General features: G+C 62.1%; 11 protein-coding genes. 9 read left to right on the top strand and 2 right to left on the bottom strand.

Annotated features, from left to right (window positions below):
* Positions 1–56: 56 nt before the first annotated feature.
* Complete coding sequence (locus tag ACWHXT_RS03370; protein WP_447957231.1) at positions 57–1,418, bottom strand: NCS1 family transporter; 1,362 nt, start codon at positions 1,416–1,418, stop codon at positions 57–59.
* Between the two features lie 136 nt (positions 1,419–1,554).
* The gene (locus ACWHXT_RS03375; RefSeq protein WP_447928075.1) at positions 1,555–2,310 is read right to left on the bottom strand and encodes an aspartate/glutamate racemase family protein; all 756 of its coding nucleotides are present in this window, start codon (positions 2,308–2,310) and stop codon (positions 1,555–1,557) included.
* A gap of 260 nt (positions 2,311–2,570) precedes the next feature.
* On the opposite strand from ACWHXT_RS03375, the gene puuE reads away from it, so the two are divergent.
* The 9 genes from puuE to ACWHXT_RS03420 all read left to right on the top strand — a co-directional run bounded on the left by puuE (position 2,571) and on the right by ACWHXT_RS03420 (position 11,360).
* Positions 2,571–3,518, top strand: a complete 948-nt coding sequence (gene puuE, locus ACWHXT_RS03380; RefSeq protein ID WP_447957232.1) for an allantoinase PuuE — start codon at positions 2,571–2,573, stop codon at positions 3,516–3,518.
* A 12-nt stretch (positions 3,519–3,530) separates the two neighbouring features.
* Entirely contained in the window at positions 3,531–4,361 is an 831-nt protein-coding gene (locus ACWHXT_RS03385; protein WP_447957233.1) for a bifunctional allantoicase/(S)-ureidoglycine aminohydrolase, read from the top strand.
* 75 nt (positions 4,362–4,436) lie between these two features.
* Positions 4,437–4,928 carry an ureidoglycolate lyase gene (locus ACWHXT_RS03390; protein WP_447957234.1) on the top strand — a complete coding sequence of 164 codons (492 nt, stop codon included), beginning with the start codon at positions 4,437–4,439 and terminating at the stop codon, positions 4,926–4,928.
* Between the two features lie 71 nt (positions 4,929–4,999).
* The gene (pyk, locus tag ACWHXT_RS03395; RefSeq protein WP_447957235.1) at positions 5,000–6,475 is read left to right on the top strand and encodes a pyruvate kinase; all 1,476 of its coding nucleotides are present in this window, start codon (positions 5,000–5,002) and stop codon (positions 6,473–6,475) included.
* A gap of 14 nt (positions 6,476–6,489) precedes the next feature.
* A complete protein-coding gene (locus tag ACWHXT_RS03400; RefSeq protein WP_447957236.1) occupies positions 6,490–7,020 on the top strand; it encodes a DUF192 domain-containing protein in 531 nt (176 codons plus the stop codon).
* 155 nt (positions 7,021–7,175) lie between these two features.
* Positions 7,176–8,186: a DctP family TRAP transporter solute-binding subunit gene (locus tag ACWHXT_RS03405; protein WP_447957237.1), complete on the top strand. Its 1,011-nt coding sequence runs from the start codon at positions 7,176–7,178 to the stop codon at positions 8,184–8,186.
* 61 nt (positions 8,187–8,247) lie between these two features.
* On the top strand, positions 8,248–8,727 hold the full coding sequence (locus ACWHXT_RS03410) for a TRAP transporter small permease (RefSeq protein ID WP_447928080.1): 480 nt from the start codon (positions 8,248–8,250) through the stop codon (positions 8,725–8,727).
* Positions 8,717–10,021, top strand: a complete 1,305-nt coding sequence (locus ACWHXT_RS03415) for a TRAP transporter large permease (RefSeq protein WP_447928081.1) — start codon at positions 8,717–8,719, stop codon at positions 10,019–10,021. Before ACWHXT_RS03410 ends, ACWHXT_RS03415 begins: the two co-directional genes overlap by 11 nt.
* A gap of 358 nt (positions 10,022–10,379) precedes the next feature.
* Positions 10,380–11,360: a TAXI family TRAP transporter solute-binding subunit gene (locus ACWHXT_RS03420; RefSeq protein WP_447928082.1), complete on the top strand. Its 981-nt coding sequence runs from the start codon at positions 10,380–10,382 to the stop codon at positions 11,358–11,360.
* Positions 11,361–11,436 lie beyond the last annotated feature (76 nt).

Genomic DNA, 11,436 nt, shown 5'->3' on the forward strand with positions numbered 1-11,436 from the left:
GTATGGTCCTTGGGTCGAGAAGCTGCCGCCCTGGCGGGCGGCAGGGGAACACGTGCTTACTGGTTGAACCGCTGGCACACCGGCCAGTACGCCATCAACAGGTAATAAACCACGCCGGCGGGGATAAGGCTTGCGTACCAGGAGACCGCCGAGAAAGAAAGCGCGGCGACGATGCCTACCGCCATGGCGATCAGCGCCGCGAGGTTGACGCCTTTATACGGCCCTTGCGGGTCGTAGAGCTTGTCGATATCCAGCGTGCGACGGCGAATCACGTAGTAGTCCACCACCAGGATCGCGAAGATCGGCCCGAGAAACGCAGAGTAGGTCTGTACGAACAGCTGAAGGCCGGCGGCGGACTCCGGCTGAACCAGTTTCCAGGGGAAGGTGGCAAACGCCAGCAGCCCGACCAGGATCGTCGCCGTGGGAAAGCGCATCTTGAATACGTCCATCAGCACGTAGGTGGGGGGCACCACGTTATTGAGCACGTTGGTGGTCACCTGAGCGAAGGCGATGAACAAAAGGGTGGTCATCAAAAGCGGGGTGTTGTCCACCGCGTTGGCGAACACCTGGATGGGGTCCGCGGTGCCGGTGGCTTCCGAGACCATATAGCCGATCAAGCCCATGAACAGGGTGCAGGGCAGAATCGACATGGCGTAAATGGTCGCCAAAAGCCCGCCGCCGGTGCCCTTTTTATGCTCGCGCGCGTAGTCGCTGACGTTGAGCATCATGGTGCTATAAATGCCCAAAAACAGCATGGTCGCGCCCCAGAACGGCATGCCCCAGGAGCCCTCCATGGTGAAAAGGCTGGCCGAGAGCTCGTCGCCGTAGCGCTGCACGGTGGCGTAGAACATGTAGGTCAGCGAGCAAAGGATGAAGGCGCTGCCGATGTTCTCCAGCCACTTGATACCCTGAAACCCGGTCACCGACAGCGCGATCTGCAGAAGCTGGAATGCGATGAAGTAAAACACCAGGTGGTCGAAGCCGAACAGCGTAGCGGACACCATGTTAAGCGCCCCGGCGCCGATCCAGCTTTGAAAGCCGTACCACACCACGGCAGGCACCGCGCGCACGAGCCCCGGAATGCGCGTACCGGTAAAGCCGAAGGCGGATCTGGCCTGCACCATGAAGGGAATGCCGTACTTGTAGCCGGCGGCACCGTTGATCGCCAGCGCCACGCCGATCACGAAACAGCCGATGGCGATGGCAAGCGTTGCCTGCAAAAGGTTGAGGGTGCCCACCACGCTCGAGCCCATGGCGAAGGTGCCGATCGACACGCACCCCCCGAACCAGGCCAGAAAGTAGGAGCCTCGCCCCATGATGCGGGTCTGCTGGGGCGCCAGGCTTTCGTCGCCCATTGCCTTGTGGGCAGGGTCGAGCGTAGGCCCTGAGGCCCCTGATTTGGGTTCAGACGTGCTCATCGTACCGTCCTCGCAAGATTTTATCGGCGTTATAGTTTTGCCCGGTGGCCGGGCGACGCTTGCGGCGTGGCGTACTAACGGTGTTTTTAATTGTTGATGTGTAGCGTGTAATCGTTAAGGGGTAAATCGAGCGAAATTAGGGTTTGGGCGGCAAACGAAGCTCGGAGAACTCGGCGAATTTCCCGGTGAAGGGCTTCGGGCGCGGGTAATCCAGGTCGCCGTGCTTGCTGGTCGTCAGGTTCAAACTCACCAGCGACTCGGCCAGTTTCAAGGCGGCACTGACGCCTTCGACCACCGGCAGGCCCACTTGCTGGCTAATCGCCTGGGTCAGGTTCGCCATACCGCCGCAACCCAGTACGATCGCGCCGATACCGTCTTCGTCCCGGGCCCGGCAGCACTCTTCGACAATACGCTTGAAGGCCGCATCCGGGTCGTGCTCCAGGTCCAGCACCGGAATTTCCGCCGCGCGAATACGCCGACAGTGGTGGCGAAAGCCGTACTGCTCCAGCAGGTGCTCGGCGATGATGCCGGTACGGCCAAGAGTGGTGACGATCGAAAAGCGCGTGCTGATCAGCGTGGCCAGGTGAAAACCGGCTTCGGCAATGCCGATGACCGGCTTGGCGGTCAGCTCCCGGGCGGCCAGAAGCCCCGGGTCGCCAAAGCAGGCGACGATGTAGGCGTCGATGCCGCCTTCGCGCTCGCCCTTGAGCACCTCTTCGGCCACGCCTACCGCGCTAATGGCTTCGTCGAAGTGGCTTTCGATCGAGACCGGGCCGGACTCGGGCTGCGTCGCGCTCAGCGTCGTGTCCGCGCCTTTGAGCGCCTGCGCGGCCCGTTGAATCGCTTGGGTCATCGAAGCGGTAGTATTGGGATTGATGATGCGTATATGCACGTTGAGCGGCTCGCAGGTAAACGTTAACGGGAGTCTTGTATACGAAAATAGGGCGGTTTAAAGCCCGGCGCAACCCCTTTGGCGTCGAACCCTGGCCAAACACGTAGGCGTCGCTGAGCGGCGCTTACTGGCAACATAAAACCAGGTGGCAAGGCGCAGCGGCGGCGTCGAAGCTTATCGTCTCGCGCGTTGCGGTGCGGCTTTGAAATCGTATACCTTGTATACAAAGAGAATGAATCGACAAACGACGGGGAAACGCCATGGCGGCTGACAATGAACAAACCGAAAGCTTTTATCCGCGGGATTTGATCGGCTACGGCCGGACGCCGCCCCACGCCAACTGGCCCGGCAACGCGAAAATCGCCGTTCAGTTCGTGCTCAATTACGAAGAGGGCGGGGAGAACTCCGTGCTGCACGGTGACGTCGGCTCGGAGCAGTTTCTGTCCGAGATCATTGGCGCCGCCAGCTACAGTGACCGCCATCTGAGCATGGAGTCGATCTACGAGTACGGCTCCCGCACCGGGGTGTGGCGGATTCTTCGCGAGTTCGAGCGCCGCGGCCTACCGCTGACCGTATTTGGTGTGGCCATGGCCCTGGAGCGCAATCCGGACGTCGCCCAGGCGTTCAAGGAGCTGGGCCACGAAATCGCCTGCCACGGCTACCGCTGGATTCACTACCAGGAAGTCCCCGAGCACATCGAGCGTGACCATCTGCAAAAAGCCGTGGCGATCTTCGAGCGTCTTTACGGCGAGAAGCCCGAAGGTTGGTATACCGGGCGCGACAGCCCCAACACCCGGCGTTTGATTGCTGACGAAGGCGGCTTTTTGTACGACAGTGACTACTACGGCGACGACTTGCCCTTCTGGTCCCGCGTCACCGACAGCAAAGGCCGCGATCACAACCACTTGATCGTGCCCTATACGCTGGACACCAACGACATGCGCTTCGCCTCGCCACAAGGCTTCAACACCTCGGATCACTTCTACAACTACCTGCGCGACGCCTTTGATGTACTCTACGCCGAAGGTGAAGAGGCGCCGAAGATGCTCTCGATCGGCATGCACTGTCGCCTGCTCGGCCGCCCGGGGCGCTTTCGCGCGCTGCAGCGCTTTTTGGATTACATCGAAACTTTTGATCGCGTATGGGTCGCGCGCCGCGCCGATATTGCCCGCCACTGGGCCGAACACCACCCGGCGCCGACTCTTTAAAAGGTGACTGCCATGACGACACCCCGTTACTACGCCCCTAAAGGCGGCCATCCGCCGCAAACCCAGCTGACCGCCGACCGCGCGGTGTTTACCGAGGCTTACGCGCTGATTCCCAAGGGCGTGATGCGCGATATCGTCACCAGCAACCTGCCGTTTTGGCAGGGCACCCGGGCCTGGGTGCTGGCGCGGCCGCTGTCGGGTTTTGCCGAGACGTTTTCCCAGTACATCATGGAAGTGCAGCCAGGCGGTGGCAGCGACAAACCCGAGCCGGAAGCGGATGCCGAAGGCGTGTTGTTCGTCGTCGAAGGGGAGTTGACGCTGACCCTCGACGGTGTGCGCCACACCCTGGCGCCGGGCGGCTATGCGTTCATCCCGCCAGGCTGTGAATGGCGGGCGGGTAACGACAGCGGCGAGCCGGTGCGCTTTCACTGGATTCGCAAGGCCTTCGAGTTCGTCGAAGGGCTCGAGGTGCCGGAAGCCTTCGTTACCAACGAGCAGGCCATTACGCCCTTTGAGATGCCCGGTACCGAAGGGCGCTGGTCGACCACGCGCTTCGTCGACCCCGGTGACGTGCGCCACGACATGCACGTCACCATCGTCAATTTCCAGCCCGGCGGCGTCATTCCCTTCGATGAAACCCACGTCATGGAGCATGGCCTGTACGTGCTGGAAGGCAAGGCGGTGTATCACCTCAACCAGCAGTGGGTGGAGGTCGAAGCGGGGGATTTCATGTGGCTGCGCGCCTTCTGCCCCCAGGCCTGCTACGCCGGCGGCCCGGGGCCGTTTCGCTACCTGCTCTACAAGGACGTCAACCGCCACGCGAAGCTCAAGCTTTTCCGCTAACGGGCTTTTTGCTGCCAGAACGTTGCTTTCAAAACGTTGTTGCCAAAACCTTGTGGTCAAAACAAAGGAGCCGCCATGCTAACCCTGACCGCGACGCCCCTCACCGCCGAGGCTTTTCGCCCCTTTGGGGAGGTCATCGACGCGCGCGCATCAAAATCGTTTCCCATCAACGCCGGGCGCACCCAGCGCCACCACGATCTAGCGAAGGTCGAGACCCTGGGCGAAAGCGCCCATACGCTGATCAACATCTTCGTCAGCCAGCCGGTCGCACTTCCGCTGGAACTTACCTTTTTGGAGCGCCACCCCCAGGGCAGCCAGGCCTTCATGCCGCTGCACGGTGAGCGCTTTATCGTGGTGGTGGCGCCCGCCGGCGAGACGATCGACGAAGGCGCAGTGCGCGCCTTCGTCACCGACGGCCGCCAGGGCGTGAACTACGCCGCGGGCACCTGGCATGCGATCAATTCGGTCCTGGAGCGTGAAGGGGAGTTTTTGGTGGTCGACCGCGGCGGCGAGGGTAATAACTGCGACGAATATCCGCTCGCGATCACGGTCACCCTCGACGACTAACGACGCAACCCTTTGTTCGTCACATTATTTTGCTAAGCTGATAGCCCACTTCCCGACCGATCGAGAACGCCATGAGCCAGTACACCGCTACCCCGATTCGCCGTACCAAAATCGTCGCCACGCTAGGTCCCGCCAGTGACCGGGAGGGCGTACTGGAAGCCATGTTGAAGGCGGGGGTGGATGTGGTGCGCCTCAACTTCTCCCACGGCACCGCGGACGATCACCGCCAGCGCCTGGCGCGGGTGCGCGAAATCGCCGACAAGCTCGGGCGCAGCGTGGCCGCCTTGGGCGACCTGCAGGGGCCCAAGATTCGCGTTGCGCGCTTTAAAGAGGGCGCGGTGGTGCTCCAGGAAGGCAAGCCCTTCGTGCTCGATATGGCGCTGGACAGCGACGCCGGTGACATCGACAAGGTCGGCTGCGAATACAAAACGCTTGCTCAAGACGTGGTGGCCGGCGACCGGCTGCTGCTCGACGACGGCCGGGTCGTGCTCGATGTCACCCGTGTCGAAGGCCAGCAGGTTCACACCCAGGTGGTGGTCGGCGGCAAGCTCTCCAATCACAAGGGCATCAACAAGCAGGGCGGCGGGCTTTCGGCCCCGGCGCTGACCGACAAGGACAAGGAAGATCTCAAGACCGCCGTCGAGATCGGCGTGGACTACCTGGCGATCTCGTTTCCTCGCTCGGCGGCGGACATGCAGGAAGCCCGGCGCTTATTGGGTGAAGAGGGCGCCGAGATCGGCCTGGTCGCCAAGGTCGAACGCGCCGAAGCGGTGGCCGATGAGGCCACCCTCGACGGCATCATCGAAGCCTCACAAGCGGTAATGGTGGCACGCGGTGATCTCGGCGTGGAGATCGGCGACGCCAAGCTCGTCGGGGTGCAAAAGCGCATGATCAAGCGCGCCCGTACGCTCAACCGCGCGGTGATTACCGCCACCCAAATGATGGAGAGCATGATTTCGGCGCCGCTACCCACCCGCGCCGAGGTGTTCGACGTGGCCAACGCAGTGCTCGACGGCAGCGACGCGGTGATGCTTTCCGCCGAGACCGCCGCCGGCGTCTACCCGGTCGAAACCGTCGAGGCGATGAACCGGGTGTGCCTGGGGGCCGAGCGCGAGCGGCTGATTCAGGAGTCCGGCCACCGCATTCACGAAGGCTTTGCCCGCCCGGACGAAACCATTGCGCTCTCGGCAATGTACGCCGCTAACCACATGGAAGGCGTGGCCGCGATTGCCTGTATGACCTCGTCGGGTTATACGCCCTTGATCGCCTCGCGCATAAGCTCGGGCCTGCCCATCGTCGGTCTTGCCCACACGCCCATCGCCCAGCGGCGCATGGCGCTTTACCGGGGCGTGGTCTCGCTGCCCTTCGATACCAGCGAGATGAGCCCCACCGAGCTCAATGACCGGGCGATGGATGTATTGGTCAAGCAGGGCGTGGCCAAGCCGGGAGATCACGTGATTCTGACCCGGGGCGATCACATGAATGCCCACGGCGGTACCAACACCATGAAAGTAGTGTCGATTACCGACGAGCACGCCAGCGCCTGACCGAGGAAACCGCCATGAACGTATCGCGTCGCCAACTCATCAAGACCGCGGTTGCCGCTTCGCTGCTGGCAAGCGTCGCGTCACCGCTTTTAAACGCCTTCGCCGAACCAAAAGCCGGGGACACCACCGCGTCCACGCTGCCGCTGACCCTTCACACCGAGCAGGGCCCGCACCGCCTCGACGTGGAGGTAGCCGAAACGCTTTCCCAGCGCCAGCAGGGTTTGATGGGCCGCGAGCACCTGGCCGAAGAGCGCGGGATGCTGTTCCGCTTTGAAAACGAACAGCCCGCCAATAACGCTTTTTGGATGTATAACACCTTGATCGCGCTGGATATCGCCTTCATCGACGACGAAGGCCGAATCGTTGCGATCACGACCATGCCCCCCTGCGAGGCAGACAGCGCCCAGGAATGCCCCACCTACCCGGCGGGCGCGGCGTACTACTCCGCCCTCGAGGTGAACGCCGGTTATTTCAAAGAGCGCGGGGTCCAGGTGGGCGACTGCGTCTCCGTGCCGGCGCTGGCCGGGTTTTGCCGGCCCGAGTAATTCCCCACCCGGCCTACGCCGAAAGTCGAGCCTGTAAAGCGGGCCGGCCACCTATCTTTCGATTTTCAAACCCATAAAATAGAAGCAGGCGGCCGCTCGAGCGGCCGCCTGCGTTTCTATCGTACTGCCATAAATTTATAATAAGGATGACCCCTATGACGCTGACTCGCTCGATCGCCCCGCTGGCCGCCGGTTTGATGGGGGCGGCGCTATTAAGCACTGCTTTCAGCGCCCAAGCCCGGGAACTCTCGGTGTCTACCGTGCTGTCCGACGCCTTCCCCTGGGGCCAGGCCGCCGAAAAGTGGGCCGAACTTCTGGAAGAGCGCAGCGACGGGGAGCTCACACTGCGCGTTTACCCCAATTCGCAACTGGTGTCGGGAGATCAAACCCGCGAATTTTCCGCCATGCGCTCGGGGCTGATCGACGCCGCGGTGGGGTCGACCATCAACTGGTCCCCCCAGGTGCCGGCACTCAATATGTTCTCGCTGCCGTTTTTCATCCCGGATACCGAGGCCGTGGACGCCGTCACCCAGGGCGCGGCGGGCGAGATGGTCTTCGAGGCGATCGAATCCCGCGGCGTGGTGCCGCTGGCTTGGGCCGAAAACGGGTTTCGCCAGATTTCCAACTCGAGCGGCCCGATCAGCACACCCCAGGATCTGGAGGGGCTGAAAATTCGCGTGGTGGGCTCGCCGCTTTTCCAGGATACCTTTAAAGCCCTGGGCGCCGACCCGACCCAGATGAGCTGGACCGATGCCCAGCCCGCGCTCACCACCGGCGCGGTGGATGGCCAGGAGAACCCGATGTCGGTGTTCGACGTGGCGCGCATCGACCAGGCCGGCCAGGCATACCTGACGCTTTGGAACTACATGAACGATCCGCTGATCTTCGCCGTGAGCCAACCGGTTTGGAACTCGCTGGACGCGGAGGAGCAAACCATGCTGCGCGAAACCGCCGAAGAAGCCGGCGCCTGGGAAATCGACATGACCCGCGAGCAGCAAAGTGAGCGGTTGGCAGCGATCGAGGAGCGCGGCGTCACCGTCACCGAGCTAAGCGAGGCCGAGTACCAGGCGTTCGCCGACGCGACCCAGGCCGTTTATGACAAATGGGCGCCGCGAATCGGCGAAGAACTGCTCGAGGCCGCCAGGTCGTCGATGGACGAGCGCTGAACGCCCTTGATACTCCTTCCCCGACCGGCTTTGGGCCGGTCGTTTTCTTGTAGAGGCTCTCATGCAAGCGTTTTCCGATGCACGTTTCGAGCGATGGCTGGGTGCGCTATCGCTGATCGTGATCTCCCTTATTAGTCTTGGAAACGTCGTGACCCGGTACCTGACCGGCGGCTCGTTTTCGTTTACCGAAGAGTTCTCGGTGTTCCTGCTGGTCGTTTTGACCTTTGCCGGGGCAAGCGTTGCGCTGCGCCGCAACCGCCATATCCGCATTGGCCTGGTGGAGCGTTTGTTGCCCGAGCGCTGGCGCAAGGCGTTGATCGTCTTTCAGGGGCTTTGCGGCCTTGTGGTGCTTGGCTTGATCACCTGGTACGGCGGTCAGCTTGCCTGGCAGGAGTACCAGTGGGAGTCGCTGTCGCCGGGCCTTGGTCTGCCCCAGTGGTGGTATCTGGTTTGGCTGCCGGTGCTCTCGGCGGCCATGGTCTGGCGTTTGCTTCAGCAAACCCGCGAGCGGCTAAGCGGAGGGCTGCGCCATGACCCCTGATACCTGGATGATTCTCGCCTTCGCCGGGTTCTTGATCGCCGGCGTGCCGGTGGCGTTTTCGCTGGCCCTGGCGGGGTCGGTCGGCATCGTGACCGGGCTTTCGCCGGATATGCTGGCGACCCTGGGCACCAATACCTACAACAGCATCGCCAAATATCCGCTGATCGCGATTCCGCTGTTTATCCTGACCGGGCTGATCTTCGAGCGCTCCGGCGTGGCGCTGCGCTTGGTGCGCTTCGCCCAGGCCCTGATTGGCCCACGCCACGGTGGTTTGGCGCTGGTGGCGGTGCTCGTTTGCATGATCATGGGCGGCATGAGCGGCTCGGGCCCGGCTGACGCCGCGGCGGTGGCCATGGTGATGCTGCCCAGCATGACCAAAGCGGGCTACCCCAAGCCGTTTTCGGCGACCTTGATCGCCGCCTCGGCCTCGACGGCGATTTTGATTCCGCCGTCGGTTGCGTTGATTCTCTACTCCATCGTGGTGCCCGGGGTGGACCTTCGCGCGCTGTTCGCCGCCGGGCTGTTTCCGGGGATTCTGGCCGGGCTATCGCTGCTGGTACCGGCCATGCTGCTGGCCAAACGTTACGGCTGGGAAGGCCCCACACCGGAAAGCGAGGCCGAGCGGCTGAGCGTGGGCGAGGCCTTCAAGCAGGCCTTGCCGGCGCTGTTTGCGCCCGTGCTCATTCTGGGCGGACTGCGCTCCGGGCTTTTCACGCCAACCGAAGCCGCGGTCGTTGCGGTTGCCTACGGCACTTTGGTGGGGCTTTTCTTCACCCGGGAGCTTTCACTGCGCGACCTGTGGGCGCTGCTGGGCGAGGCGTCGATCATCTCCGGGGTCGTGATGCTGATCATCGCGCTGGCGGGGATCTTTGCCTGGGCGGGGACCATGCTGGGGACCTTCCGCCACCTGGCCGAGTGGATGATCAGCCTTACCGATAACGGCACACTGCTGTTGGTGCTGGTCATGCTGGCGGTACTGCTCGCCGGGATGCTGCTCGATGCGATCTCGATCTATCTCATCCTGATGCCCATTTTGATCCCGGTGATGCAGCACTTCGAGTGGAACCCGGTCTGGTTCGGCATTTTGCTGGCCATGAATATCGCGATTGGCCAATTTACGCCCCCGGTGGCGGTGAATCTGATGGTCACCACTGAGGTTGCGAAGATTCGCCTCGAGCAAACCCTCGGCTGGGCACTTTTGTTCGTGGCCGCGATGGCCTGTGCCATGGCGGTCGTGGCGATTTTTCCGGCTATTGCCCTGTGGCTGCCCGGGGTGCTGGGCTATAACGTGTGAGGGCATCCGTGCTAGCGTTTAAAAAAGACGAATCGCTAAACGCATGTTTAGCCAGCGATTTTTTATACTCCTTAAAAAGGTTGGACAGGGGCGCACAAGAAGCGCTATAAGCCTAAAGCGCCATGGCGAGTTAAGCCGTATTAATCGCGGATGAAAGCGAGTAGGGTGCAAGGATTACGGCGTTCGCGCCCACGGCGGTTTCGCCAAGCGGCGGTTTTTTCGCTAAAGTGACCAGTGCTCTGCCGCCATTGGCAGGGTTAACAGTCTGTATTACAAACGTTTTGGACGAAATAGCCCAGGGGATCGGTAACGGGTGTTCAAAGCGAATAATGCTCATAAAAGATAAAGAGGTGTGTCCATGAAGCGCCATGTATTTTCAACCGCCGCCTTTTCAGGCGCGCTGATTGCCGCGGCCAGTTTTGCAAGCCCGGCCGTTGCACAGGAAAGCTACATCACCATCGGTACCGGCGGCCAAACCGGCGTTTACTACGTGGTCGGCCAGTCGGTTTGCCGCATGGTCAACCGCGGTAGCGAAGACCACAGCATCCGCTGTAACGCGCCCTCGACCGGCGGCTCCGTTGCCAACGTCAACGGCATGAAAAACGGCGACCTGGATATGGGCGTGGTGCAGTCCGACGTTCAATACCGCGCCTACAACGGTGAAGCCAACTTCGAAGGCGACGGCCCCTGGGAAGAGATGCGCTCCGTGTTCACCATGCACGGCGAGCCGCTGACCGTGGTCGCCCGCGCCGATGCCGGTATCGACAACATCAGCGACTTCCCCGGCAAACGTGTCAACATCGGCAACCCCGGTTCGGGTCAGCGCAACACCATGGACGTGGTGATGGACGCCTTCGGTTGGGATGAAGACACCTTCGCTTTGGCCTCGCAGCTCGACGCCGCCGAACAGGCCGCCGCGCTTTCCGATAACAACATCGACGCCATGGTCTACGTGGTCGGTCACCCCAACGGTTCGATCCAGGAAGCGACCACCACCATCGACGCCAAGCTGGTTTCGGTGACCGGCGACGAGATCGACGGCCTGATCGAAGAGTACCCGTACTACACCCGTTCCGTGATTCCGGGCGGCTTGTACCGGGGTAACGACGAAGACGTCGAAACCTTCGGCGTGGCGGCAACCTTCGTTTCCTCGACCAATGTCGACGAAGAAGTGATCTACGAAACCGTTAAAGCCGTGTTCGAAAACTTCGACCGCTTCAAGCGCCTGCATCCGGCGTTCGAAAACCTGGACGAAGAAGAGATGATCTCTGACGGCTTGACCGCACCGCTGCACGCCGGCGCCGAGCGCTACTACCGTGAGCGTGGCTGGATCGAGTAAGTCGTACCCGGCGCTAAACGGTGAGTACCGGTAGCGCCGTTGAGTAAAACGCAAAGCGCGGGCACCCTGGGTGTCC

It is taken from the genome of Vreelandella halophytica, assembly GCF_968193635.1.

Excerpts from the sequence above, each read along its gene's own strand:
- ACWHXT_RS03370 (WP_447957231.1), bottom strand. The coding sequence starts at position 1,418 with ATGAGCACGTCTGAACCCAAATCAGGGGCCTCAGGGCCTACGCTCGAC.
- puuE (WP_447957232.1), top strand. The coding sequence starts at position 2,571 with ATGGCGGCTGACAATGAACAAACCGAAAGCTTTTATCCGCGGGATTTG.
- ACWHXT_RS03385 (WP_447957233.1), top strand. The coding sequence starts at position 3,531 with ATGACGACACCCCGTTACTACGCCCCTAAAGGCGGCCATCCGCCGCAA.
- ACWHXT_RS03390 (WP_447957234.1), top strand. The coding sequence starts at position 4,437 with ATGCTAACCCTGACCGCGACGCCCCTCACCGCCGAGGCTTTTCGCCCC.
- pyk (WP_447957235.1), top strand. The coding sequence starts at position 5,000 with ATGAGCCAGTACACCGCTACCCCGATTCGCCGTACCAAAATCGTCGCC.
- ACWHXT_RS03400 (WP_447957236.1), top strand. The coding sequence starts at position 6,490 with ATGAACGTATCGCGTCGCCAACTCATCAAGACCGCGGTTGCCGCTTCG.
- ACWHXT_RS03405 (WP_447957237.1), top strand. The coding sequence starts at position 7,176 with ATGACGCTGACTCGCTCGATCGCCCCGCTGGCCGCCGGTTTGATGGGG.
- ACWHXT_RS03410 (WP_447928080.1), top strand. The coding sequence starts at position 8,248 with ATGCAAGCGTTTTCCGATGCACGTTTCGAGCGATGGCTGGGTGCGCTA.
- ACWHXT_RS03415 (WP_447928081.1), top strand. The coding sequence starts at position 8,717 with ATGACCCCTGATACCTGGATGATTCTCGCCTTCGCCGGGTTCTTGATC.
- ACWHXT_RS03420 (WP_447928082.1), top strand. The coding sequence starts at position 10,380 with ATGAAGCGCCATGTATTTTCAACCGCCGCCTTTTCAGGCGCGCTGATT.